This window comes from Chromatiaceae bacterium, assembly GCA_016714645.1.
Lineage (GTDB): Bacteria > Pseudomonadota > Gammaproteobacteria > Chromatiales > Chromatiaceae > M0108.
Window position 1 is genome coordinate 470,220 of sequence record JADKCI010000001.1, and the last position, 25,207, is coordinate 495,426.

The following is a 25,207-nucleotide window of genomic DNA, read 5'->3' on the forward strand; positions in this document are numbered from 1 at the left end:
CCACTTTAGCTACTTGATCGCGACGAGGGATGATCCGGACCCTTCGGCGCGTAGTTCGAGGGCGGGGCTCCTGGAAATCACGAAGGTGAGTGACCGATCCAGCCGAAACGGGTAGAGCACCGCGGACGATTGGATCGATGTCACTGACAGGGGCTTCCCGGTGTACCGGATCAGCGCCTCGACGAGCCAGGCGGTCAGTCCGTCGTGGGAGATGGCCAGGGGTGGCTGCCGGACGACGCGCCGGGCCTTGTCCAGGCGCTCGCAGGCGGACCAGTCCGCCTGAGTCTGGATGACCCGATTGGTGGCGCGGCGGGTCCCCTCGCGCTCCCCGTAGGTCTCGGCCATGCGTCGGTGGATCTCCGCGGCGGTGCAGTCGCCTTGGATGGCCGTTAGACGGCCGATCAATTCGGCGACCTTGCCGAAGAAGGGATAGGTGGCGATGGCCATCCCCCAGCACAGAGCTTGGATAGGTACCTCCTGGTCCCCCTTCCATAGCTCGATACCCCGATCCGCAAAGGCGGCCAGGTCCCAGGGCGGGGCTATCCACAAGCCCTTCAGTACGCTGCGGCTCTTCTTCCTGGACGGTGCCCCGAGGCCGGCTGCCAGCAATAAGGCTTCAAGCGCGTCGGGTTCCTCGGTCCCTGCGCGGACCCTGAGCGCGCAGGCCGCCCAGTCCAGCGGGATGAAGCGATCAAAGCCGATCTGGGGCCTGGCGGCTGGGGGGTTGCTCAAGGTGAGCTACTCACTTTGACGAAGGGGACGATCAGCTCCTCGATCGAGATTCCACCATGGGCCACCAGCGCCTCGCCCTGGACGGCGAAGGCCGTCCGCCCGGCGGCGAACAAGGGGAGGAAGTCAGGCGGTAGCGCTGGAAAGTCCAGGCAGGTGGTCCCCGGGAACTGCTGTGCCGAGTCTGCCCGTAACAGTTCGCTGCGGTACACCCGGACCCGTTCGCCGCGGGTTTCCGCGATCACCCCCTGGTTCGGCCGTCCGGTGCCGACGGCCTCGCAGTTGCCGTGGTCGGCGGTCAGATAGACCTGGAAGCCTTGGTCGAGGAGCAGCGCAAACAGCTTGGCCACGAAGCGGGTGTCACACCAACTGTCGATCTGACTCGCGATCCCGCGTTTACCCAGTACGGCCCCGTGGACGATTTCGTCGATGGTATCGACGACGATCCCCGCAACGCGGAGCTTGGCGTTCGACAGGTCGATCCCCAGGGCTGCGAGCTGACCGATATCCCGAATGCCCTTGCAGTAGAAGACCTCGTTGGCCCGCAGGCCCTGGTCCTGCCAGAACCGCGACCACAGCGCCGGCTCGCGACTGGTGGACTCAATCGACTCCGCAAACTCTCGCGGCTTCAGGCCGGCGAACAGGGCCTGACGCGAGACGGTGGTCAGGGTGGGAATCCAGGCAAAGCAGGTCTCCTCATCGAACACCAGCCTCGGGTCTTGCTGGATGACGTGCTCCCGCATCTGCACCCACTGGTCGATGGCCAGCCCATCGAACACCAGGAGCGCGACCTTCGCTGCGTCCGGGCTGTGTCGCATGGCCAGGAAGCGCGGGATCTGGTGGACCATGACCGGTGCGGTCGCGGCCGGCAGGGACGCAAGGTCCGAGTAGCGCTTGCCGACCCAGGCGATCAGGCCGACATCGGAGAGGCGCTGCACCTCCTGGAGGGTGTCGCGCAGACCTTGGGCGCGGACGGGATCGAGGCCGTGGAAGCGGGACAGGATCTCGCCGAAGCGCTTCGCGAAGGCGCCCCAGTCCCGATAGCTGGAATCGGCGGTCGGCATGGTGTCGATCAGCGACCGGAGGCCATCCTGCACCAGGTTGCGCAGGGCCGCGGGGTCCTTGACGATCCCCACGGTCATCCAGTCCGGCAGATCGGTCGGCATGGACCCCACGGCCAGGGGGTGGAGAGTCCCGTCCAGGAACATGGCGGCGACGAGGCCGCGGATGTCGGGGTGGTCGAAGGGAATCTCGATATGCACCGGGTCCCCAACCGGGGCAGGGTCGGACAACGGCTCCGCGATCCGTGTGCCCGCATTCAGGAACCTTTCCCAGGCGTCCTGTACGACCCGTAGCATTGTGCCTTTCGAGGTGAGCAGCCCCCTGATGGGAAGCCCTTTGAACCGGGGCAGTGCTTGCAGGATTCCCGCCACATGGTCCGCCAGTAGGGCCGGCAGGGCGGCGTCCTGGCCGTGCAGCCGCAACAGCTCTCGCCACAGGTCTTCGGCCCGCGAGATCAGGTGCGGGCCGATGCGGAAGATATGGGTCAGGATGAAGTCCTTGGTCGCGGTCTCGCCCAGGGTCTGGGACGCATGCTTGGCCTGCGCCTTGAACAGGCTGCCCCGGTGCTCGGCGGCAAGCTGGCGGACCACGCCGTAGCTCAACCGCGGAAACAGGTTCGCCAAGCTCAAATGGACGGTCCGCGCCTGGCGGAGGTAGTCCCAGGGCAGGGCGTCCGGTTCGGCGGATCGCAGATGCAGGACCAGGGCCTTGGCGGGCCCCGGCTCGCCGCGGTCCCATGCCTGGCGGTAGCGTTCCTCGAAGTCGGCGCGAAAGGCGATGGGGTCCTCGAAGGGCAGGACCTCGAACCCGCGACTGCGAAGCGCTGACAGGATTTGCTCGTCCAGCAGGACATCATCGGGGTCTGCGACGATCCACAACCGCGCGAGGTCCGATGGAAACTCGCTGAGGATGCGCTCGATCCACGCGCTCATGGTCTGCCCCCTCCCGGCCCTGACGTGGCGGCGTCTGGCCCCGCACCGAAGCGCAGCAGCATCACCGCGTTGAGGTCGGGTAGGCAGTCCTGCGCGGCGTCGAGGGACGCCATTCGCTGCGCATGGTCCTGTTCGAGGCGTCGGCGGCGGTAGGCCCGCACGGCCGGCAGGCCGATCCGGCCAATCGCCTGGTGGCGGGCATCGAAGGCGTAGCGAGCGCGTTCCCGGGCCTCGTCCAGCCTTCTCTGGTGCTCGTCCATCAACGCTGCAATGATCGGTTCGCCTTGGGTGCCGGCGGCGGCCCTGGACAGGTCGAACCAGCCGCCGGCATCCTCGCTGGCGTGGGAATCCAGCACATCGACCTGTTCCGTGAGCAGGAGATCCCAGATGCGCCTGGCCGTGGGCATGAAGGTCCGGCCATCGTCGGCGACGAACACCGGCAGGAAGCGCCTGCGGTTGAACCCTTCCGCCGATAACGCGACTTCCCACAGGGACCAGATACCGGTCACCGTGCCCGGCAGACCGGTGACCCGCACCTGGGGCACGGGCTGACCCGGGACGCAGCGAGGCAGCTCGCCCGACCGACCACCGATCAGGGCGCGGGCGCGGGGGTCTTCCAGGGTCACCCACTCGAACTCCGGGTGTTCCTCTGCCGTGCGGGCATCGAAGCATGCCGGGGCCGATGTGCTGCCGTCCTGCCAGCGAATCCGCCAGGCCGCCCCCTCCCGGGAGGCTTCGCCGCCCCTTGAGGGCAGCCCGGTAGTGACCGCCCGCTCCAACCAGAACTGCGCCGGATGATCGCGCCACCGGCGGGCGTCGTCCGCCGAGAAGCGCTGCCCCTCGGACAGCAAGGCGTTGTCCTTCTGCGCCTCCGCCATCGTCTGCCGGAGCTGGCCCAGCACGGCGTCGCACTCCCGGTCTATGGATGCCGGGTCCGCGATCCCGTGGACGAACAGCGCGTCGAATAGGGACTCCGCTTCCACCGAGTCCATCACGTCCGCGATCTTGTCGGCGCCAAATTCGTTGGCGATGACCCTGAGTTTTTCCTCCAACACCTGGCGCACGCGGTATTCCACCGTGTCCTCCAGGGCGAAGTTGGTCGCGCGCACCACATGGCGCTGGCCGATGCGGTCCACACGGCCGATCCGCTGCTCCAGGCGCATCGGGTTCCAGGGCATGTCGAAGTTGACCACGACGTGGCAGAACTGGAGGTTCAGGCCCTCGCCGCCGGCGTCCGTCGAGACCAAGATCCGCATCTCCCGGGAGAATGCCTGCTGGGCCTGCGCCCGGGCGTCCAGGTCCATGGACCCGTTCAGCAGGGCGACCGTGAAACCGCGATCTTCCAGGTAGTCCGCCAGCATCCGCTGGGTCGGTATGAACTCGGTGAAGACCAGCACCTTGAGCAACGGGTCGGCCTCCTCCTGCTGGAGTCGGTAGATCAGCTCCAGCAGGGCCTCGGCCTTGGCGTCGGTACCGGTGGCCTCCGTCTCCCGGGCCAGGTCGAGGAGCACGGACACCTCCGCTTGCTCCCGCGCCAGCCCATCCTGGGTCCCGGCGAGCGTTTGCACCGCGATGTCTGCCTGGGACTGGCCGTCCAGCTCGCCCCAGTCGTCGAAGTCCGAGCTGTCGAACAGCGATGCCTGGGGCTGGGGTGTCTCCAGCAGGGCCGCCCGCTTCTCCAGCGTGGTGCGGATCGCGGCCGTGCTCGATGTCACCAGCCGTTGCATCAGGATCATCAGGAACCCGACATGGCGCTGCTTCTCGGCCATGGCCTGGTTCCAGCCGTGGCGCACATAGTCGGTGACCGCCTCGTACAGGCGCCGCTGGGCCGCGTGCCGCGGTTGCCAGGCGACCGCCTGGAGCCGGGTCATCCGCGGCTTGAACAGGGGCTGGCCGTCCGCGTCGATGGCGTCGCGCTTCTCGGTGCGGATCACGAACGGCCGCACCCGATCCCGAGTGACACTGCCCTCGTCCGGGAACAACTCCCGGTCGAGGAGCTGCATCAGTCGCAGGAAGTGGTCGGTCTTGCCCTGATGGGGTGTCGCCGACAGCAGCAAGAGATAAGGCGCCGCCTCGGCCAGCGCTGCCCCGAGCTTGTAGCGGGCGACTTGGTCCGTGCTGCCCCCCAGGCGGTGGGACTCGTCCACGATTACCAGATCCCAGGAGGCCGAGACCAGATCCTCGAAGCGTTCCCGGTTGTAGGTGGCCAACTGCTCGCTGGACCAGCCCCGCCGGCCTTCCAGCGGCTTGACGGAATCCAGCGAACAGATCACCTGGTCGTGGATCTGCCAGAGGTTCTCCTGATCCCCTCTCGCCCCCGGCGCATCTCCCGCCGCGAGAGGCGAGGCGAAGGAGCGAAACGCGGCCAGCTCCGCCGGATCGATCAAGCGGAACCGCTCGCCGAAATGCAGTCGCATCTCGGCCTGCCACTGGCGCACCAGGCCCTTGGGGGCAACCACCAGGATGCGCCGGGCCATGCCGCGCAGCTTCAGCTCGCGCACCACCAGACCGGCCTCGATGGTCTTGCCCAGGCCCACCTCGTCCGCCAGCAGATAGCGGATGCGATCCCCACTCATGGCCCGGTTCAGGGCGAAGAGCTGGTGGGGTAGTGGGACGACACTCGACTGGATCGGGGCCAGCAGCAGGTTGTCTTCCAGGGCGTCCAGGAGCTTGGCCGCTGCCGCCGTGTGCAGGATCTCTTGCGTTGTCAGGCGCAGCCCCGGCAGGGGAGCCAGGTCAGACGCCCGGGCGCGGACGATGGCGTCCTTGGTCGGGAGCCAGACCCGGAAGACCGTCTCGCCCCAGATGGCTTGATGCTCGATGATCCGGCAAGGCGTTGCGTGCCGGGTGTGACGAACCCAGTCGCCGACAGCCGGCGTGCTCATGGTGGAAACCAGCCCTGCAATATCCCGGCAATTCGGTCGAACGAGGGACAGTCCCGCAGGCGCCTAATGCTGGCCTTCTGGCCGATCTCCTCGAAGTCCCGCGGGGAGATGGTCCGCCGCAGCCTCTCGTACATCAGGTGCTCGAACAGCTCCTTGGGCTGCTCCCGTTTCAAGGTCTCCAGGGCCTGGCCCTGCTTCCCCGCGAACGCCTGCAACCCGCCGTCGATCTCGTCAACGGATACCCCCAAGTGCACGGCGAGCGTCGGCGCGCAGTGCCAGAGCCAGACCTCAACCTCCGGCACCAACACCGTCACGGCGCTCTTACCGGACCAGGAATAGTTGTTGAGTCGGCTTTGGACCTCCGCCTCCAGGGCCTGCGCCGACATGCGGTGTTCGCGACCGCAGCCGGCGAAGTCCCACATTAGCAAGGCCCTGTGGAAGCCGCCCTTCATCATCCGGGCCAGCTCGGCACCGCTCTGGACCATGCCGGCGTCGCGCTGGGGATGGCGCTCGATATGGAACTCGATGCGTCGAATGCCCAGTGCCCTTGGCCGATCGAGCACCGCCCGCATGAACGCCTGGGCATCCGCGTCCGCCGTGTAGACCAACAGGTCCTTCACCCCTGCGGTCGTCATTCCAGGAGCCCGGCCGCAAACACGATGCCTAAGTCCGGCATGCCGTCCCAGGCCTTCAGCGCCGGATGCCTCGGGCCGGGGGTGATGTGTGTCCCCTGCTCGTCCCGGGAGAAGCAAAGGAGTGACTCGATGCCGCACTGCTGCACCACGAAGGGCGAGTGGGTTGCTAGCAGCATTTGTCCGCCGGGAATGGCGGAGAGTGACCGCAGGATGATCTCCAGGGCCTTGGGATGGACCCCGTTTTCCGGTTCCTCGACCATGTAGATGGCGGACTCGGCGGGTAGAAAGGCAGGCAGGGTCAGGGCGAGCATGCGGAGGGTGCCATCGCTCAAGACCCAACTCGGGGCCTCCAGCCCGTTCTCGTAGCGCAGCACCAGGTACTCGGCGTTGTCCGCCTGACGCCTGTCCCAGCCGATATTGACCAGGTCCGGCAGGGCGAAGCGCAGATGGTCCACCCACCGGGCGACCGCCGTGTTGGGCTCGGCCCATTGGGTCCCCGGTTCGCCGTTGCGGCCCAGCAACCGGCCCACCACCCGGGCCATGTTGGTCCCGTCCAGATCCAGGTCGGTGCCGCGTGTCGCCGGGCACGGCAAGCGCATGGCGCGACTGTTGAGCTGGATGTAGCGCACCCCTTGCATCAGGAAGCGGCGAACCGCATTCGCCGTTGGGTAGCGATCCTCGTCCGGTGGGGTCAGGGCCAGGGTCAGCTTGTCGAGCCCGAAGTTGAAAGAGTCCTGATAGCTTCCCTTCTCTCGCGAATAGAAATCCGTCCCTTTGGATGTCTTTCCCAGCAACCGCTTTGGTTTAGTCTTCGCACTGAAGATCAGCTCCCCGCTCTTGGGCAGCCAAGCCCGGGAGTATTGGCGCAGGGCCTCGTCCTCTACGCAAACGCCGAGCTTGGCGTCTTGGCGCACGACGAGACGATACTGCAACAGGCTTTCCGACAGCGCTGGCAGATCCGCAGACAGGTCCAGCCACAGCTCGATCTCTACCGACCCGCCTTTGCGCAGCCAGGTCAGATCTTTGAAGTCCGCGATGCCGCGCGACTCCACGGCCGCCACAGGCCCATGCGCCAAACAGTCGCGAACGAAGTCGATGGAATCCAGCACCGTCGTCTTGCCGACGCCGTTCGGGCCTACCAAGACTTGAAAGCGACCGAGCCTAAGAGGAGGTACCCTGCGAATGGGGTCGAGAGACCGAAGGCCCTGGAACCTGTCCGACAGCGATTGCACGCCCATAAAGTTGCGCAGTGTCAGACCGACAATCATGTCCCCGACTCCATCCGGGTCAGCGCCTGGTCGTACCACATCAGCAGCTTCTCGTCTTCTTGCAGGGCCTCCTCGGGCACCTTGCCGGCCAGGGCGATGATGGTCTGGTAGTCCTTGTTGGACCAGGCCTGCTTGAAGCCGGCGCGCATGACTTCCAGGCGGAACTCTTTCAGCCGGCGGCCAGTGAAGGCACGGTAGGTGTCGAACTCCTTGAGCAGGGCCCGCTCGCGGATGCGCTCCAGGTCCCGGGCCTTGTTCGGGTCCGGCACAAACCAGCGGTCCGCGGCCTTGGCCTTGAGGCGCGGGTCGGTCTTTTCGAGATTGCGCAGGTCGGCCCAGTTGGTGGAGAGATAGGCATGGATCTGGGGGGGTACCTGCTCGCCGTCCCGGCCGTTCGGATCGTATTGCAGGAAGTTCTCTTCCAGCAGGGCGGCAAGCTCCGGCTTGGCCTCGTGCTTGCGCCAGCCGGCCCCGAGCTGGCGGATGAACTCGGGGTGGACCTCCGGGTAGGTGGATGGCCGGCGCTTGAGGAACTCCGCCAGCCAGTCGATGGCCGAGCGTTCGTCGGAGACGAACAGCTCCATCTGGGCCACGCGCGGGATGCGGGCGCGGGCGGCCTGGTAGGCGCCGAGCTGTTCCGGCAGGAAGACCATGCCGTCCTCGCTGGCGTAACGCATCGCCAACTCCGCCAGAAACTCCGGCGTGGAGAGGGGCACCAGGGCATCGTGGCGGATGAACCAGGCCGCCAGGCGGTCGTAGATGCGCCGCGGGTCGCGCTCCAGCACCTTAACCAACTGGGCCCCATCCCCGCTCGTCACCTTGACCGCCGTGAGCTGCTTGAGGTGGGTATCGACGAAATCCCAGGCCGATTCCGGCGTCGGTCCACGGCGCTGGAGGCGCGCTTCCAGGCCGCCATTGGGTTTGTAGGCCGAGATCACCAGGTCCTGCTTGACCGCCGTGGTCGAGGTGACCTGGCGGTAGCTGCCCTGCAGCTTGTCCAGGGCCGTGACCTCCGCCACCACGAAGCCCGCCTGCTGTAGCGCCACCTGGATGGCGTTCCAGACCGACGCCTTGCTGTTGGAGAAGACCACCGTCATCCAGCGGCCGGGCTTGAGGACCCGGTGATACTCGGCGAAGCAGCGCTGCATCAGGTGCTGGTATTCCGGCAGGGCCTTGTGCTTGAAGCGGTCTATGATGGCCTCGGGCTTGGCGTCGGTGAAGACCCGATGCCAGGACTCGACCAGGAAGTTCAGGTCGGCGTAATAGATGTTCTCGCCGAAGGGGGGATCGGTGAAGATGTAGTCGACAGTGTCGTTGGATACCGGCAATCGGGCGGCGGTGCCGGTGCTGACGAAAGCTGTCCCGGGGGTGGTGTTGTAGGCGCGAAAGGCCTTGGTGAGCCTGGCGAGCTTGCCGTCCAAGATGTACCAAGGACTGCACTCGGAATGCTGTGAGGCGACGTAATAGACCCCGTTCAGATACTGATTAACCTGCGAGAAATGAGTCGGCGCGTACCGGGCGAGGACTGACATCCCCCACACCGCCTGCTCTGCGAAAAACTGTAGCATTCCTCTCGTGCGCGGGTCGGCATGGTCATTGGCCTTTTGCCAAAAGCATACCTAGCGCCTGCGCGGCGCGGGGCAAGAAGAAATGGTGAATATGGGTAAATCCCTTCGGGGCGATACGCGAGCCGTGGTACATGTCTTCGATGGGGAACCGCGCCGTCGGCATCGCCGGCGGGATTGGTAAGGCGGCGATCCTGTCCAATAGCTCCAGGTCATTGGCGTCCGGCTTCTTTTCCCACCGCCGACCTTGTGCGACATAGGAGATGAGCGCCGGCCGGAGCTTCACGCGCCGCCAGGGCTCGCCAGTGGCCGGATCGAGGCGCGATTCAAGCACGCGCTCCAGGCGATCCTTGTTCATGGCCGCCCCGCAGTGGGGGCAGGGGAAGGTCTCCCGCACCCGCTTGGTCACCAGGTCCAACGCCTCGGCGACGAAATCGATCTCACCGGCGCACTCCGGGCACGCGAAGACCTCGCTCCAGACGGTGTACTCGATCAGCCCCTTGGTCTTGCCGTCGGTGTGCAGGGTCTCGTACATCCAGCCCAGTTCCCGCTCCACATCCTGGAGCAGTTGCCGGCCCGCCGCGGCGAAGGCCGCCACGTCGAAGGGTAGGTTGTAGTTGGCGGCGATGAAGGTCGCCGCCGGCGACAGGTCGTTCAGGATGACGCGGCGGGCGCCCCAGCGTGGGAGCCCGCTTGCGGGCGACGCGCCAGACCCCCCGTCGCCCGCAAGCGGGCTCCTACGGCGCCATTCCGCCTCGATCTCGGCGCGGTAGGCCGGGGGGGCGGCGCCACACCACTGGGCCGCGACCCCGGTCATCCCCGATCCCGCGAAACCGTCGAGCACCAGGTCGCCGGGCTCGGTGTAGTGCAGGATGGCCGGGACTATGGCCAGGTGGGGAACCTTGGTGTGGTAGGAGTGGGCCTTGTAAAGCGGGTCGGTCTTGCCGACCGAGACGTCGAGGGTCTGGGGCTCGCGCCGGTAGGGCACCGCGGGGTCATAGGGCTTGCCGTAGTGCTGGACGAATTCGGCGAGGAAGGGATTCGGGCAGGCGGTGTAGTAGGGCGGGTCGGACATGGCCAGGATGTCCTCGTCGCGGCCGATGGGAAAGCCTTCGACCTTGCGAAACTCCGGGTCCCGTAGCTTCTCCCACAACAGCCCCAGGAAGTGCTCCCGCCGCGCCGCGTCGCTCGGGAAGGTCTGGCCCAGGCATTCGACGGGGCCGCTGGCCGGGGCATCCTGGCCGTCAAACAGGTCGTTCATGGGGTCTTATCCTGGTGTTGCCGACCGGCCAGCAAGGCGGCCCCGCGTTCGGTCAGGCGGTAGCGCTGCTTGCTGCTGCGGGGTTTGTCCGGCTGGGTCATTTGGATCACGTTTGCGGACAGCGCGGGTAGCAGGTAGGCATCACGGAAGTGATCCTCGTGCTTGAGCCCAAGGGCGTCCTGAATCTCCGTGCGCTTCATTTCACCGGCCATGACCGCCAGCAGGCGCCAGACTTCCCCGGTGACTTCCCCGGTGACTTCCCCGGTAACTTGTTCAGTGGTGGTTGAAGCCGCGTCGGCAAACTGCTTGCGTAGCGCATCCGGCACCTGAAATTGGGTCTCGCCGACCGGTTCCAACAGTTTCTGACGCACCAGGTAGTCGGCTACCGCCTTGGCCTGCTGGGTGGTGCTGATACCCAAGCCACGAATGTCAGTCAGGCTCAGTCGCTCGCCTTCGGGCTGTTCCAGCCCCAGCGCGAGGACATCGGCCTGCTCGGGTGTCAGGTCGGCGCCGAGGGTCTGGCGAAACCGCTGCATGGCGGCGGTCAGCAAGGGCTTGTTGACCAGCACCAGCTCGAATTCTTTCGATGCCTTGTCGTTGCGAATCTGCGGTGGCACGCGGCCCAACTCGTGCCAGTTGCGGAAGATGGCGCGGATGCCGGTGCCGGCCTGATCGGACAGGCCGATACGCCGGAAGGCTTTGATCAGGCCGGGGTTACGCACATCCTTTTCGGTGGGCTCCAACAATGCCGCGGCGGAGGGGAAGGCATCGCCGGGGTTCCAAAAGACGGTGCGGTCGGTGAACAGCTTGATCGCTGCCTTGCGGCCAGGGTCGCCATAGTCTTGATGCACCAGCAGGTTGATGGCCGCCTCGCGGAAGGCGACGTAATCGGGCGGATCATCGTTGCGGCGCAGGGTCGCGGGATCGATCGAGAACGGATGCTCGGCAATGCGCATATAGCGGGCAACCAGCCCGCGCCAGGTGGAGAAGATATTCTCTTCAAAAACATAGCGGTCGTGCCAGCGTTGGTCAGCAGACCAGTTGTCGAACGCGGTGTCGATGCGCTGGTAGTCCAGTACGGGGCGCGGCAGTATCTGCTCGACGTACTGGCGCTTGCCAAATAGCAAGACTCCCGCGCGACTGGGGAGCAACTGCCCTTGTTGTTCGGTGACGTAGTTCCAGTGGTGCAGGAAGGCCACCGGATCGGCAATGTCGGACTGATCGGGATTGCGCAGCAGAAACTGGGCCTTGTACCAGCGGACGGTCTCCTCGTCGAAGCAGCGTTGCACGTCCAGATCCGGGAGCACTTCAGCGTCGAACGATTGCGTGTCGTTGTCGCGCAGAAAGCGCCCCAACTCGCGCGCTGTACATTGTTCGTCGCCGGCGCCCCGGCGGATATAGGTCTGGCGCGGATCGCCCTTCAAATAGATGGGCTTGTCGAAGCGGGCGCTCTCGGGGACATGAAATGCAAACACGGTCTTGCCGTCGATGCTATAGCGCTGCTCCTCGACACGGATGATCTGGTTGAGCTTCTGGCCGCTGCGCAGGGTGCTGAGGAAATCGTTCTGCACTCGGTCGGGTTCGTCTACACCGGTGACTTCAAGCCGGCCGTTATGCTCACTGACGCCAAATACCAGCCAGCCACCGGCGGTATTGGCAAAGGCAGCGACTGTCTTGTAGGCATCGTCAGGCACGCCCCGTAGCGCCCTCTTGCACTCGAAGTCGTTCCACTCAAAGCCTTGAAGCCTGGCCAGCAGGGCGTCCCGGGTCATGCTCACTCCACCATAAACCGCAACTTGCCGGCGTCCTTGCCCTTGCAGCGGTCGTTGATGAAGGTCTCGAAGCGCTTGCGCAGCTCGTCTGGGGTGGCCGGCGAGCCGCCGGAGAGCAGCGCTTGCTTGATGTCGCCGCTGGTGACGTTGATTCGCTCCAGCCCGGAGAGGGCCTCCTGGACCGCGGCCACGAAGCCGGGCGAGATCGGCAGGGCCAGGACCCGGGCGGCCACGAATGCCTCGACCCGTTGCCGGTCGGCGGGTTTGAGCAGGCTGAAGTCGGCCTGGACGATGGGGTCGTCCAGGCAGTCCAGCAGGCCCTGTTGCCAGGTCGCCAGCAGGCGGTCCAGGTCCTCGTCGAGCTGGGTGAGGGCGTTGCTGGCGACGCCGAAGGCCAGGGTCTCGTTCGCCGGCTTGAAAGAGCAGTGTGGGCAGACGGGGCTTGCGGCCAGTTCGGTGTCCGTGAGTTGGTAACAGCTCTTGAGGCTGGCGAGGCGATCCTCGAAGGCGGTGATGTCGCTGGGGTGCATCATGGAGATACCGGCCAGGGCGCGCAGGGCCACGAGGCGGGGGTCCTTGCGCAGGGCGGTCTTGGTCTTGTCTTCGGTGACACCCAGCCGCGCCTTGCTGTGGCTTGCGATGTAGGCGGTGATGTAGTCCTTCTTCAGCCGCGCCTGGGTTTGGCGGCAGTCCGCGGTGACTTGCGCGTGGCTGGCCCCGGTCTTCGCCGTGGCGAGCTTGGCCAGGGTCTCGGTCCGGCCGGTCTGGGCCTGGGCGACCCAGGGGTGGTCGTTCGGGAGCAGGATCTCGGCCTGGGACAGGTAGGCGGCCGCGGGACCCAAGTCGGCGAAAAGGGCCAGCAGGGCTTCGACCGCATCGAGGACCGCGAGGTTCTGTTTCTGGGCCTCGATGTCGTCGGCGCCCATGCGCAGGTTCTTGAGTTTCCCGACTGCGTTGTATGGGGACAGGGCCTCGATGAAGGACTTGAGGGCGGCTAGCCGTTGATGCCAGTCTTGCAGCTCGTCGTCGCGCAGCAGGGGCTGACCCCAGAAGGCCAGGCGGCCCTGCATGTCGGTGCCAGCGGCCAGTGTCCGGTGCACCAGGGCGGTGACGGCCTGCTGCAACTGCTTGACGGGCTCCTCTGAACCCTGGGTCGCCAGTTGGGCCAGGCCCGGGGACAGCCCCAGCAGCTCAAACAGGGCCCGCAGCACGGCGACGTTGATTTCCTTCGGTGCCTCAATGTGTTTGAAGCTCTTGAGTTCCTCCTGAGAACGGTCGGCAAGCTGGGAAAGCTTGCCGGAGTCGATCTTGTCGCCGGTGATGGCGAGCACGATGTCGCCGGAGTAGACCAGACCGCCGAGGACGACCAGCAACAGGTCGGGCTCCAGGCGGAACCGGGCCGGAGAGAAGTGCTCGGTGTCCAGGCTGCCTTCGAGCAGTTCGCCGCGATTGAGCACCTGCCCATGACCCTTGGCCTTGAGGCGGCTCAGCATCTCTTGGGCATAGCTGGAAGCGCCTAAGTCGATCCGGTCGCCGTCGAGCATGTCCAGGGCATCGAGGATCGCGGCGGCGTCTTTGGTACGCGGACCGCCGGCCAGGCAGCGCAGCGCGCTACCGACGAGCTGCTTGCGGTTGGTTTGTGTCACCAGCACCGAGAAGGCCGGGTACTCGGGGGCGATGTCTGCGAAGTGCTGCCCCAGCGCGACGCCGGCGACCACGTTGACCACATCGCGAAAGTTGATGCGTTCGTCTGCACCCAGGTGGGCCTTGTCGCGCATGGAGATGCCGCGCACCCAATCCTGTAGGGGCTTGGTCTTGCCCCCGTGGGTGACCTCCAGGGCGGTCATCTGCTTCTCCTGCAACCACTTGCTCATGGCCCGCAGGGCGTCTTGCGCCTTGGAGAGATACACGGTCTTGGCGTTGCCGCCGGCAGTGGAGGCCAGGTCCAGGGCGGCGGCGTACCAGCCGATGTGCCGCTTGATGTCGGCGTCGAGCCCCTTGAGGCGGAAGAACACCTCGTCGCTCAGGTGCTCGTCGCGAAAGCGCGGCGGGTCGAAGGGTTGGATGAAGTAGACGTAAAAGTCCCGCGGCGGCTGGGCCGTGGGGCGGTCGTTGGGGGCGCCGAAGAAGAGATAGCCCCCGCGCTCGACCCGGCGCTCCTGCCACTCGATCTGGTACTGCCAGATCTGGAATCCGGAGACGTAGGTGGTCTCGTCGGTACGCTCCATGAGCTGGCGGACGGCGCTGAAGTAGGCGCGGTCAAGGGCGTCGTCTGAGAGGGCATCGACGCGCTTCTCGATCTGGGCGTCGTAGTCGATGTCCTTCTTGAGGTCCAGGTAATACTGATCGGTGCCCGGGGCCTTGGAGATGAACTGCCCGTTGACGGTCTTGAGGATCTCGCGCAGTACGGTCTGAACGAGGGAGAGCAGATCGGCGGCCGGCTCGCCGCCGAGGTCCTCGACGCCTGGGTGGAACAGGCACAGGGTGTCGCGCAGTTCCTCGGCCGTGGGCCCCAGGGGCACGTAGATGTCGCCCCCGGTGGTCAGTCGGTGCACCGACAGGGCCGCGATCAGGCGCAGGGCCATCGGCTTGTAGGCCGGTCGGGTGAAGGCTTGCTTGACACGTCCGGTCAGCACGTCGGAGACCTTGATCACCGGACCTATGGCGGTGTCCGCACGCAGCACGGAGTTGGAGGTGACGGGCTCCCAGAAGCTGTCGTAGGCGACCAGGCCGGGCCTGTCCGTGGGCACCTCCTGGTCCAGGATGGCCTGGATCTGGTCCCGGATGGTGACCAGGGCGCCGCGCTTCTCGGTGAAGATCAGGCGCTCGAAGGTGCCGATGTAGTCCGGGTGCACGGGGAACAGGCGGACGTACTCGTCCATCCGCTCGTTCATGCTGCCGTAGAACCTGGCGAAGGGGGTTAGGTAGGAACGGATCTTGTCGTGCTGGTCCGCGGACTTCTTCAGCAGCCGCTCGGCCACGACGAAGCTCACGTCCGCTCGGGCGAGCAGTACCTGGGTGAAGCGGTCCTTGACCCGCCGCAGGCTGTCGGCGACATGCTCGAAGCGGCTGCTGTCGAAGACCGCCTCCTGGACGCCCGCGACAAACCGGAAGCGCAGGTGCTTGCAGACCTCGCCGATCTCGCGCAGGAAGGACAGGTCGAGCACCAGGGCATGGTCTTTGCGCGAGCGCAGGAACTCCAGGAACTCGTCAACGACGAGCAGGATGCCCTGGTCGGGGTAGACCTCCGCAAACGCGGCCATCATCTCCTCGAAGGCGGCCTTGTTGTTGACCACCTGGTCGGCGGGCGGAAAGCGGTAGTCCACACCGAGCTTGTCGAGGAGGACCGCCAGCTCGCGGGTCACGATGTCCCGCAGTGACATCTCGCTGGATATTTCGATGCGGTGAACCTTGAACTTGCCCGCGATGCTGTCCGCCGCGGCAGCGACCAACGGGTGGCGGAGCACGGACAAGTAGGCGGCATCCTCCGCCACCAGAGAGAGGACCGACATGAGGTGCGACTTGCCGGTACCGTAGTTGCCGACGACGAGCACGCCCTTGTGGTCGATGGCGGGGTCGAACGAGAGCTGCGGGATCATCACCTTGGCGATGCGCTCGGCCATGTCGTCGGAGATGACGTAGGTCGAGACCAGTTTCTTCGCCTCGTCCGGGCGGTTGGCGTCGAGCAATTGGATGACCGATTCGATCGGCTCGAACTGGATGAGATCCCGGTAGCGCATGCGTTCCTCGCCGTCCTCTAGTGCTGAATATCAAAGGGGACTACACCGTCGGCGGCGTAGTCCCGGTACTCTGGATGCCCCATCTCGGCGTAGGTCAGCCGCGGCTTGGTCCCGCCGCTCCGCAGTTCACCCGGCCAGACCGCGACCACCGGCCGGGCATGGGCTTGGCGCTTGAGCAGGTCGAGGGGGTTGAGTTGGAGCGTGGCGTCGAACAGCAGCTCGATGTTGTCCACGAGCAGGCGGTCGCCGTGGACATGCCGGTCCGCAATCTCCCGTATGAGGCTGCCCGCCTGGAGCTGGCGTTGCTTCGGAGCGATTGTGGCGAGCCGTCGGCCAAGCGCCGCGCCCAGGTTGAGGATGGGTGCCTGGGATCGGTCGGCGAGCGCCCGGAGCAGGGCGGTCTTCCCGCAATCCGGGGGCCCGACCAGCAGTACCAGCTTGCTGTGCAGGGGAGCAACCTCGGCGATCAGCCGTTCCAGGCGCGCGAGCATCGCTCCGGGGGCTCCCTAGCCGCGCCTGTCTAGGGTACTGGTGGGGCCGTTGCCGCCCTGGCCTTCTGCGCTCTGGCGCCTGATCCAGGCGTCGAGGTCGGCGCGCGAGAAGCGCCAGGTGCCGCCGACCTTGAAGGCGGGAATCTTCTTGGCGCTGGCAAGGCGATAGCGGGTGAGGTCGGTCACCCGCGGATACTCCAGCACTTCTGCCTGGTGGGTGAGGATCTCGCCTTCGCTGGGGGGTGTGGACATAAAGGGATGCCAAAGCTGTGTATTCCGCGACAGGATAGTACGGAATTTTCAACACTGACAGCGCCTCTCGTGCTCATGCGGGGGCAGTCTTGGTGGCGGTTAGAGTGTAAAAGATTGCTAAATCAAGGATTCGGCGCCTTGTCGGCGGCCTATACGGGCGACGACCCCCCGGATAAACTAAGCGACAAACTCTTAAGCACCTTCAACCCGAGACCTTTATCATGATGCCATCCACTGTCCTTGCTCGCGGGAATGCCCTTCTTAGCCTCATGTTGGCGGGTGGCCTTGCCACCGCCGGCCCACCGGCTTCGCCCAATTTCAGCTATTCGGTTGCCTCTCTGTATCACTTCGATAGCGGCCTCGAGGACGGCGGTACGGCTGGCTTTGCGGGGGTATTCACCTCTCTCGGCGGGTCCTGGAAGCTGGGGGGTGGGTCTTCCCTGGGTATGCGTCTGTCCTTCGACTACGAGGACTGGCGTTTTGATGAACCCCAGGGTTTTGGTGGCCTGACGCCCTGGAGCAATCTCTATCGCCTGGGGGTATCCCTGCCCTATAGCTATGCCACCGAGGATGGCTGGCTCCTGGGTCTGACGCCTACCCTCATGTATTCCGGCGAGTCCGACGCCGATTTTTCCAAGGCCCTGGAATATGGGGCCACGGCCTCCCTGGCGCGCAAGTTTGGGCCGGATCTCACCCTCGGCCTGGGCGTGGCGGCCTTCGCGCGCATTGAGGAAACCAAGGTTTTCCCCTTCCTGATCGTGAACTGGAACATTACGGATCGCCTGCGCCTCACCAATCCTTTTGCCGCCGGTCCGGCGGGCCCGGCGGGTCTGGAACTGGCGTATCGGCTGGATGGCGATTGGGAGGCGGGTCTGGGGGCCACCTATCGATCCTACCGTCAGCGTCTGGCCGAGGACGGGCCCTTTCCCGATGGCGTCGGGGAAAATCAATACATCCCGGTCTATGTCCATGTCGGCCGCAATCTGACGGAAAGCATCAAGCTGCGCCTCTATGCCGGAGCGGCGCTGGGTGGCCAACTGCGGGTGGAGAATGAAGATGGTGACCGCCTCTATGAGGAAGATCAGGACCCCGCGGCCATGCTGGGCCTGGCGCTGATCGGCCGGTTCTGACCCTCCTGGCAAGGACTGGGGTGAGAGACCCCAATGGTTGGTGCCATCCAGCTGGAGGGCACCGGCCAAGAGCAAGGGGATGAGTGGGCCTTCTTCTAGGGAAAACCAGCGGGTGCTTGGGCGGGAGAGGTGTAATCCGAATGCCAAGATGCCCGTGGGGTGTATTGGGCTTCAGCCGCTTGGCCAAGAGTCTCCGCCCCTACCCGGACTTGTCTCAAGCCCTTGCGGTTCAGAACGGCCGTCATGGTGGTGATCGAAGGCAGCGTGTTCGCGGCGAATCCGCGGTCACGCAAGGCCTCGATGGCCTCTATCGCGGTGATCCTGCGGTATTTTGCCCTGCGCCCGCGCGCGGCCTGGTCTTGTTGAGCGTACGACCGAGCTATAGTCCAGAGGGCATCGGCCGCCTCCGGGTGTTTCTCTTCCCATAATTTATTGCCCGAAAAGGCCGGGCGCGCGCTGTAACAAACGATGTTCGTGCGTAGCTCGTTGAGTCCTAGCGCCACCGCCTGGCGACCCCAACCGAACACCTTTTCCGCCTGGGCAGGGCTGCCCCGGAGGTATTTCAAGGTTATGGACGCTTGAAATGCCCGCCGCTCGTGGCCCTTCAATTTAGATGCGGATTGTTTGAGATTCTCTCGACACTGCTCGTCGAGATGAGGCGCGTTGGGAGTGCGGGGGATTGTGGCCATCAACTTGTGTGTTCATCCTGCGAGCAGGTGCCACCCGCTTCATGTCGCCGGCTTAGGAACCAAGCGCTCGTAAACCGATGATCTTTCGGAAGCGGATACCACCATTGGCTGGCATCCACTTCCCCTCCCCGGGTGCAATTAAACCTGCGGCAGGGGCGTCACCAGGCGCATCCGGGTGAACAGGCGGGGGCGTTCCTGATGTTCCTGGCGGCTGGGCCGGACATTTCCTGGCACCGAAGAATGCAGTGCCAGCAGGATGAAGCCTAGGCACACGGCCAAGCCGGCCAGTAACACCAAGGTTCCGGCCCCGTGCAACTGGGGGCTCAGAAACAGCAAGCCATAGCCCAGGATCGCGATTTGCAAGCGGCGCTGAGTGGTCAGGATTTTGGTATTCATGTGGTTACTCCTAATCAGAATGCATATCGCCAGGCCCCTACCGGGTCAATGGCGGTTTATATGGCCGAGTCAAACGAACAACCCGTGAGCTACCTAGAGGTCCTAGGCGAGGCGGGAATCTGCCGCGAAGGGCGGCTCGTTCGGTTCAGTCCTTGATGGGAGTAAATGCATCATTCTTGCCAACTAGCGGCTTTCAAATATATCTTAAATAATCAGTAAGATGGGCGAAATCACCAAGGCGTCGAAAGTCTGCCGGGTATGCAAAAGGGATTGCAACCCGATTCGAGGATCGAAGGAAAATTGTAGTAAAAACATTGGGATGTGATATATTTTGGCTGGCGGGAAGTGCAGCAAGTGCTGCACCCACCGATTCACAGGTATCTGGCCTCTGGTGCCCAGCTTTCCGGTCCTCGGACGATGGCCAGGCGAGGGGTGCCATTGGGCCCGGTTTGCCAGGATGCCCCCCGAGTCTAGGGCCCAAAAAACCCGCCATCGACCATCTGCTGGCAGGCGCCGCAGGGCGGAGCCACAGGTTCTACGCGTCAATTGCGGCCATTTGCGGGCATTTACGAAAAAAATGCTGCCATGTTACGGAAAAATTACTACACTGCGTCGCTCAGACAACAATGACAGCCAGGGGGACCCCCCACCAATGGAAGTACTCTCCATCCTTGTCTATGTTGCCGTTGCGGTGGTCCTCATCTTCGACTACACGAACGGCTTCCACGACGCCTCCAACATCATCGCCACACCCATCGCCTCCCGTGCCCTGACGCCGGTTCAAGCGGTGATCATCGTGGCCTTTTTCGAGTTTCTCGGGCCTCTACTCGGCGGAACCGCGGTGGCCAACACCATCGGCAAGTTCGTCAATCTGGATGGGGTAGCCGAACTCTTCTCGGTTTCCATCATCCTCTGCGGTCTTTCGGGCGCCATCTTCTGGAACCTGATCACCTGGTGGTTTGGCATCCCCTCCTCCTCATCCCATGCCCTGGTGGGCGGCCTTGCCGGCGCCGTCATGGTAGGCGTGGGCGTGGATCACGTGGTCTGGGGCTTCTCGGAACTCTTCATGCATGGCAAGTTCACGGGTGTCACCAAGGTGCTGCTCGCCCTGGTCATTTCGCCCGTGATTGGTTTTGTGCTGGGCTACCTGATCCACCGCCTGGTCTTCCGCCTTACCAGTCGGGCCAAGCCCTCGATCAATATCTTTTTCAAGCGAATTCAGTTCTTTTCCTGCGCCGGTCTGGCCTTCTCCCACGGGGCCAACGACGCCCAGAAGAGCATGGGCATCATCACCCTGGTGCTGCTGACCGGTGGCTTCATCGATGAGTTTAAGGTCCCCTTCTGGGTCATCCTGTCCTGCGCCATCGCCATCACCCTGGGTATCCTCTCGGGTGGTTGGCGCATCGTCCGCACCGTCGGCTTTGGCATCTTTAAGGTGCGACCCATCCATGCCTTCGATGGCCAGCTGACTTCGGCGGTCGTCATCATGACGGCCTCGGCCATTGGTGCCCCGGTCTCCACTACCCATGTCGTCAGTTCCGCACTGATGGGCATAGGGTCCGCCGAGCGGCCCAAGGCGGTGCGCTGGGCCAAGGCTCAGGAGATTGTCACCACCTGGCTCATCACCATCCCCGGCGCTGGCATCGTGTCGGTCATGACCTTCCTAGTGCTCGATCTTCTGGTCCCAGGCCTGGATTAGCCGGGCCTGCAATCGAACCATCTGAATCCAATACTGATCAAAAGAGGATTAACCCCATGAGTGGTGGCAACAATTCCATCGTTACCAAGCTAACGGCCCGTATCTTCCCGGTCATGCCGGACTTTTACGGCATGATGGTCGAGCATTGCGACCTGGTGGCCCGGGCCATGGATGTATTCCTGGCCTTTATGGAGACGGGCGACGTCGCCAAGGGCGAACAGGTCCGTGCCATGGAAAAGGAGGGCGATGAGCTCAAGACGCGGCAGATGGAGGTTCTTAATCACGCCTTCGCGACGCCGATGGACCGCGAGGATATTTATCGCGCCATCATGGCCATTGACGAAATCCTGAACTACGCCAAGACCACGATTCGCGAGATGGAGGCCCTGGATGTTCAGCCCGATGCGCATATGGTGGAAATAGCCCGCCTGCTCCGGGATGGGACCCACTCCCTGAGAGACGGCTATGCCAAGCTCTCGATCAAGCCCATGGATGGCGAGGTGTGCGCCGCCGCCGCGCGCAAGGCCGAGCGTAATACCGAGAAGGTTTACCGCACCGCCCTGTCGGAACTGTTCCGGGCCGATGACCACATCGCTGCCCTGAGGCAAGAGGCGCCGGGCGCGCAAGCCGAGGCCTTCATCCACATCATGACGGTCCTGAAGCGTCGCGAGATTTACCGCCACCTGTCCAATTCGGCGGATCGTCTGGAACACGCCGCAGGCATTCTGCACGACATCATTGTGCAGATCGCCTGATCCCTGCCCGTAGCTCTCGACCGGCCACCCGCCGGTCGGGAGGTGCAGGAGCGGGGCCGGCCATGCCGGCCCCGTTTTTTTTACCTAAAAAATGTCGGCGTTGATCAGCATGTGGACATAGATGCTGGCGGCATAGCCCAGGGCAATCGCCGGCGTCCACTTGAGGTGGCTGAAGAAGGTGTACATCCCCTTGGATTGACCCATTAGAGCGACACCGGCGGCGGAGCCGATGGAGAGCATGCTGCCGCCCACCCCCGCCGTCAGGGTTACCAGGAGCCATTGGCCGTCCGACATGGCGGGGGCCATGTTCAGCACCGCGAACATCACCGGGATGTTGTCGACGAAGGCGGAGAGGATGCCGATCAGGACATTCGCCGTGGTGGGGCCCATATCGACATAGACGAATTGCGACACCAGGGCCAGATAGCCGATAAAGCCCAACCCCCCCACGCACAGCACCACGCCATAGAAAAACATGAGGGTGTCCCACTCGGCCCGGGCCAGTTTGCGGTAGATGTCAAAGGGCAAGGGGTCTTCCAGATTTTCGTCGCGGAACTGGGTCTTTTCGCCGGTCTTCTTGAGGTAGTAGGCAAAGAGCTTGAGGTAGGCCAGGCCGGTCATCATGCCCAGGACCGGCGGCAGGTGCAGGAAGTTGTGGAAGCTCACCGCCGTGACGATGGTCAGGAAGAACAGCAACATCGCTCGCTTGGCCCCGCGCCGCATCCGAGCCTTGTCTTCCCGGGGCCTGGGTACCTCGGCGGGCACGGCGAAGTGCATGATGGCCGCCGGAATGACGAAGTTGACCACGGAGGGTATGAAGAGCTGGAAGAATCCCCAGAAGTCGATGAGGCCCTTCTGCCAGACCATCAGGGTGGTGATGTCGCCGAAGGGGCAGAAGGCGCCACCGGCATTGGCGGCCACCACCAGATTGATGAAGGCCAGGACCACGAACTTGGGACTGTCGGCCCCCACCGATAAAATCACCGCCGACATCAGCAGGGCCGTGGTCAGATTATCCAGCACCGAGGAGATGAAGAAGGCGAGGATGCCGGTCAGCCAAAAGAGTTGACGATAACCCAGTCCGCGCCCGACCAGCCAGGAGCGCAGGGCCTCGAAGACGTTGCGCTCGTCCATGACGTTCACATAGGTCATGGCTACCAGCAGAAAGAGAAAGAGTTCGCCATATTCCATGATGTTGTGGCGTACGGCTTCCTCGGCCGCCGTGGGCATGCCGTGTTGGACATAAACATAGGCGATCAGCGCCCAAATGATGCCGGCGGCCAGGATGACTGGCTTGGACTTGCGTAGGTGAGTGAATTCCTCCGCCATGACCATGAGATAGGCCCCGACGAAGAGCAAGATACTGACATACCCGACCCAATGGTTGGTCAGGTCCAGGTGGTTGGAGGATTCCGCGGCGGAGGCAAGCCCAGGGGCGAGCAGCGCGGCGGCAGGCAGGATGAGGCGCGTGGGTGCATGGATCGTCATATCGGCTCTCAGGCGGCGTTGGGAGGTTTGATGGTACGCGGGGCACCGGATCTTGAACCGGCGGCCATCGGGCCACCCTGATGTGGAAAGGGCCCCGGCGGACGCATGCGCGCCCTCCGGGACCCTCCTTTCTCGTCCAGGTCAGCTAGCTCATTGCTTTGGCGGAGTTTCCTCCGACACCTCGAAGTAGCCGTAAATGTAACCCAGTTGCTGGGAGAGATTCTTGTTCCAGGGCCTGTTGACCTTGTTGCTCTCCAATTTCTTCCAATCCGGTGTCAGACTCGACAGGGCATCGTAGAGCTGCCAGCGGTGCTGGAACTCTTTGCCCGTCAATTGTTCCAGGGCCTTGACCTGATCCGGTGAAAGGTAGGCGCGGTCCAGCTTTGGGAATTTGTCGGCGTCGATGCGGATGGTATGGATCTCCGCGGCCGCGATGACCTTTTCCTCCTGATCCCGGGGGAGTTGGGCAACCTCGCGGAGCCGGTCACGGAAGCGCAGCCCGCCGATCAGCTCCCGGTCCTTCAGTGGCGCCAATTCGGCGACCGGCAGACCCTCCTGTTCCAGGTGGACCATGACGGGCGCGCTCAATTCATAGCGCACCTCGTGATAGACGGTCTGGTTAAAGACGTTCTGCAGGATGAAGAGGCTGACAAAACAGAGGACGGCGGAGATGATGGGGGTGGTGACCCAGCCCGAGGCGATGCTGCCCAGGGCGCCCCAGCGGATGCCCTTGCCGCCGTGCAGGAGCCCGATGCCAATGACCGCCCCCACCACCGCCTGGGAACTGGAGACCGGAATCAGCGGAATGGTGGGCAGACCCTGGCCAGCAAGGAAGTGTTCCAGGCTGATGGAGGAAAAGAGGAAGAGGACGATGGACTGGGCAATGACCACGACCCAGGCCGCCACCGGTGACAGGGGCATGAGGCCGTCTCCGACCATCATCATCACGCCCTTGGAGTAGGTGAAGACGCCCACGGCGATGGCGACGGCGCCCACTAGGAAGAGCTGATCCACGGAGGTGAAGGTCATGCCGGCAACGGTGAAGTCGGAGAAGGGCGAGGAACTGACAAAGACGCCCATGACGTTGCCGATGTTGTTGGCACCCAGGGTGTAGGAGCCGAAGGCGCCGGCGATGATGAGCCCGATACGGGTATAGCTGTCCAGGCGCAGCAGGTGCAGACGCGCCTTGGTAAGCACCCATACCATCACCTTGTACAGCAAGGCGCTGAAAATGGCCGCCAATACCGGGCTGGCGATCCAGGTGGACATGATGGTCGTCAGGGACGAGAAGTCGGTGATGGAGCCACTGAACCAGTTCCAGCCGATGATAGCGCCCACGACGGCATGGGTGGTGGAAACCGGGAGTCGGGCGACGGTCATCCAGTAAACGGTGAGCGCCGCGCAGAAGGCGGCTACGAAGGCTCCGGGCAGGGCGTTGAGGTTACCCAATTCGCCCAGACCATGAGCAGCGCCGGCACCACTGAAGACGGCGCCGAGGATGATGAAGACGCTGCAAATAATGGCCGCCGTCGTAAAGCGGATCATGCGGCTGCCGACCGCTGTGCCAAAGACATTGGCGGCGTCGTTCGCGCCCAGTGACCAGCCTAAAAAGAGGCCACTGGAAAGAAAGATCAAGATGGCGATATCCATCGGTGTCCCTCGCTAGCATCAAAGATGGCCGCCAAATGCCGGTATTCGGCGGCAGCCAGAATCCCCTTAAAGGGCGCGTTTGATGGAATAGATGGCGAGCCAGTCGCCCACGTCCTCGGCCTCGTCCGCCAGGTTGTCGATCTTGTCCACGAAGTAACGCAGGTGCATCTTGCGGTCGAGCCCCAGGTCGGAGCCGAAGATGTCGCGCTTGAGGCGGGTGGCGCACTGGTCGCATTCCTCTTCGTGGAAGGACACCTTGCCCAGGTGATCGCGGACCGCGGAGATGTTGCGAAAGAAGGCCCGGGCACCCAGGATCGCCGATTCCATGGTCTTGACCGCTGCGCTAGCCAGGACCTTGAAGTCCGCCTTAAAGGCGTCTTCGATGACCGGCTCCTCAACGGTAATGGCCAGGAAGATATCCTCGACCAGCCCGAGAAGGTAATTGAGATCCTCCAGAAGGCTCAGGACGTCGGCGCGAAAATCGGGGATCAGCATTTCGGTATAAAGATCGGTCTCGATGACGAGCCGCAGCCGGTGGCCATCGCCCTCCGTCGCCCGCAACTGGGCCGCCTGGTCGGTCAGGCGTTCCGCGGTCGCGCCGTCCACATAACTGGCGATGCCCTGCTCGAAGCGCATCCCGCCCTCGGAAATCTTGTCGAGGAAGTTATCGATCATGGCCTCCATGGCCTTGGTCTTGCCAAATAGGGCGAGTTTATTCTGGTTCATGGCTATTACCTGTATAGCGGTGGGCTAGAGAAGTTCGGCGGTGGCGCACGGCCGGCCGGTGGTGGAGGGAGAGCGGAACCCG

General features: G+C 64.1%; 17 protein-coding genes and 1 pseudogene. 3 read left to right on the forward strand and 15 right to left on the reverse strand.

Features of this window, described 5'->3' with window-relative positions:
- Window positions 1-9: 9 nt before the first annotated feature.
- The 10 genes and pseudogenes from IPN92_02230 to IPN92_02275 form a co-directional block, all read right to left on the reverse strand.
- Window positions 10-732, reverse strand: a complete 723-nt coding sequence (locus tag IPN92_02230; GenBank protein ID MBK8637135.1) for a hypothetical protein — start codon at window positions 730-732, stop codon at window positions 10-12.
- Window positions 729-2,723 (reverse strand): BREX-3 system phosphatase PglZ, encoded by a 1,995-nt coding sequence (gene pglZ / locus IPN92_02235; GenBank protein ID MBK8637136.1) that lies wholly within the window; start codon window positions 2,721-2,723, stop codon window positions 729-731. The genes IPN92_02230 and pglZ overlap by 4 nt, the downstream gene beginning before the upstream one ends.
- Window positions 2,720-5,608 (reverse strand): DEAD/DEAH box helicase family protein, encoded by a 2,889-nt coding sequence (locus IPN92_02240; GenBank protein MBK8637137.1) that lies wholly within the window; start codon window positions 5,606-5,608, stop codon window positions 2,720-2,722. Before IPN92_02240 ends, pglZ begins: the two co-directional genes overlap by 4 nt.
- On the reverse strand, window positions 5,605-6,228 hold the full coding sequence (locus tag IPN92_02245) for a hypothetical protein (GenBank protein ID MBK8637138.1): 624 nt from the start codon (window positions 6,226-6,228) through the stop codon (window positions 5,605-5,607). Before IPN92_02245 ends, IPN92_02240 begins: the two co-directional genes overlap by 4 nt.
- An 11-nt stretch (window positions 6,229-6,239) precedes the next feature.
- Window positions 6,240-7,511, reverse strand: a complete 1,272-nt coding sequence (locus IPN92_02250; GenBank protein MBK8637139.1) for an AAA family ATPase — start codon at window positions 7,509-7,511, stop codon at window positions 6,240-6,242.
- A pseudogene (locus tag IPN92_02255) lies at window positions 7,508-10,337 on the reverse strand (DNA methylase). The gene IPN92_02250 and the pseudogene IPN92_02255 overlap by 4 nt, the downstream one beginning before the upstream one ends.
- On the reverse strand, window positions 10,334-12,109 hold the full coding sequence (locus tag IPN92_02260; GenBank protein ID MBK8637140.1) for a putative DNA binding domain-containing protein: 1,776 nt from the start codon (window positions 12,107-12,109) through the stop codon (window positions 10,334-10,336). Before IPN92_02260 ends, IPN92_02255 begins: the two are co-directional and overlap by 4 nt.
- Before the next feature lie 2 nt (window positions 12,110-12,111).
- A complete protein-coding gene (locus IPN92_02265; GenBank protein MBK8637141.1) occupies window positions 12,112-15,849 on the reverse strand; it encodes an ATP-binding protein in 3,738 nt (1,245 codons plus the stop codon).
- Between the two features lie 17 nt (window positions 15,850-15,866).
- Window positions 15,867-16,340, reverse strand: coding sequence for a BREX-3 system P-loop-containing protein BrxF (gene brxF, locus IPN92_02270; protein MBK8637142.1), 474 nt, complete (start codon window positions 16,338-16,340; stop codon window positions 15,867-15,869).
- A 15-nt stretch (window positions 16,341-16,355) separates the two neighbouring features.
- On the reverse strand, window positions 16,356-16,592 hold the full coding sequence (locus IPN92_02275) for a helix-turn-helix domain-containing protein (protein ID MBK8637143.1): 237 nt from the start codon (window positions 16,590-16,592) through the stop codon (window positions 16,356-16,358).
- A gap of 224 nt (window positions 16,593-16,816) precedes the next feature.
- Here IPN92_02275 and IPN92_02280 point away from each other — a divergent pair, with 224 nt between their 5' ends.
- A complete protein-coding gene (locus IPN92_02280) occupies window positions 16,817-17,722 on the forward strand; it encodes a hypothetical protein (protein ID MBK8637144.1) in 906 nt (301 codons plus the stop codon).
- Between the two features lie 95 nt (window positions 17,723-17,817).
- On the opposite strand, the gene IPN92_02285 is transcribed toward IPN92_02280, so the two are convergent.
- Window positions 17,818-18,414, reverse strand: a complete 597-nt coding sequence (locus IPN92_02285) for a transposase (GenBank protein MBK8637145.1) — start codon at window positions 18,412-18,414, stop codon at window positions 17,818-17,820.
- A 135-nt stretch (window positions 18,415-18,549) separates the two neighbouring features.
- Complete coding sequence (locus IPN92_02290; GenBank protein MBK8637146.1) at window positions 18,550-18,807, reverse strand: hypothetical protein; 258 nt, start codon at window positions 18,805-18,807, stop codon at window positions 18,550-18,552.
- 652 nt (window positions 18,808-19,459) lie between these two features.
- Between IPN92_02290 and IPN92_02295 the strand changes: the two genes are divergently transcribed.
- Together IPN92_02295 and IPN92_02300 are read left to right on the forward strand one after the other, a co-directional pair.
- Window positions 19,460-20,506, forward strand: coding sequence for an inorganic phosphate transporter (locus tag IPN92_02295; GenBank protein ID MBK8637147.1), 1,047 nt, complete (start codon window positions 19,460-19,462; stop codon window positions 20,504-20,506).
- A 56-nt stretch (window positions 20,507-20,562) separates the two neighbouring features.
- Complete coding sequence (locus IPN92_02300; GenBank protein ID MBK8637148.1) at window positions 20,563-21,261, forward strand: DUF47 family protein; 699 nt, start codon at window positions 20,563-20,565, stop codon at window positions 21,259-21,261.
- Window positions 21,262-21,345: 84 nt separating this feature from the next.
- On the opposite strand, the gene nhaD is transcribed toward IPN92_02300, so the two are convergent.
- The 3 genes from nhaD to IPN92_02315 form a co-directional block, all read right to left on the reverse strand.
- Complete coding sequence (gene nhaD / locus IPN92_02305) at window positions 21,346-22,749, reverse strand: sodium:proton antiporter NhaD (GenBank protein MBK8637149.1); 1,404 nt, start codon at window positions 22,747-22,749, stop codon at window positions 21,346-21,348.
- 150 nt (window positions 22,750-22,899) lie between these two features.
- Window positions 22,900-24,399 (reverse strand): anion permease, encoded by a 1,500-nt coding sequence (locus IPN92_02310; GenBank protein MBK8637150.1) that lies wholly within the window; start codon window positions 24,397-24,399, stop codon window positions 22,900-22,902.
- Between the two features lie 66 nt (window positions 24,400-24,465).
- Window positions 24,466-25,125, reverse strand: coding sequence for a DUF47 family protein (locus IPN92_02315; GenBank protein MBK8637151.1), 660 nt, complete (start codon window positions 25,123-25,125; stop codon window positions 24,466-24,468).
- Window positions 25,126-25,207: the final 82 nt, after the last annotated feature.

Bases quoted from the DNA above. Each gene is read 5' to 3' on its own strand.
- pglZ (MBK8637136.1), bottom strand. From the start codon at position 2,723: ATGAGCGCGTGGATCGAGCGCATCCTCAGCGAGTTTCCATCGGACCTC.
- IPN92_02240 (MBK8637137.1), bottom strand. From the start codon at position 5,608: ATGAGCACGCCGGCTGTCGGCGACTGGGTTCGTCACACCCGGCACGCA.
- IPN92_02250 (MBK8637139.1), bottom strand. From the start codon at position 7,511: ATGATTGTCGGTCTGACACTGCGCAACTTTATGGGCGTGCAATCGCTG.
- IPN92_02260 (MBK8637140.1), bottom strand. From the start codon at position 12,109: ATGACCCGGGACGCCCTGCTGGCCAGGCTTCAAGGCTTTGAGTGGAAC.
- IPN92_02265 (MBK8637141.1), bottom strand. From the start codon at position 15,849: ATGCGCTACCGGGATCTCATCCAGTTCGAGCCGATCGAATCGGTCATC.
- brxF (MBK8637142.1), bottom strand. From the start codon at position 16,340: ATGCTCGCGCGCCTGGAACGGCTGATCGCCGAGGTTGCTCCCCTGCAC.
- IPN92_02275 (MBK8637143.1), bottom strand. From the start codon at position 16,592: ATGTCCACACCCCCCAGCGAAGGCGAGATCCTCACCCACCAGGCAGAA.
- IPN92_02280 (MBK8637144.1), top strand. From the start codon at position 16,817: ATGCCATCCACTGTCCTTGCTCGCGGGAATGCCCTTCTTAGCCTCATG.
- IPN92_02290 (MBK8637146.1), bottom strand. From the start codon at position 18,807: ATGAATACCAAAATCCTGACCACTCAGCGCCGCTTGCAAATCGCGATC.
- IPN92_02295 (MBK8637147.1), top strand. From the start codon at position 19,460: ATGGAAGTACTCTCCATCCTTGTCTATGTTGCCGTTGCGGTGGTCCTC.
- IPN92_02300 (MBK8637148.1), top strand. From the start codon at position 20,563: ATGAGTGGTGGCAACAATTCCATCGTTACCAAGCTAACGGCCCGTATC.
- nhaD (MBK8637149.1), bottom strand. From the start codon at position 22,749: ATGACGATCCATGCACCCACGCGCCTCATCCTGCCTGCCGCCGCGCTG.
- IPN92_02310 (MBK8637150.1), bottom strand. From the start codon at position 24,399: ATGGATATCGCCATCTTGATCTTTCTTTCCAGTGGCCTCTTTTTAGGC.
- IPN92_02315 (MBK8637151.1), bottom strand. From the start codon at position 25,125: ATGAACCAGAATAAACTCGCCCTATTTGGCAAGACCAAGGCCATGGAG.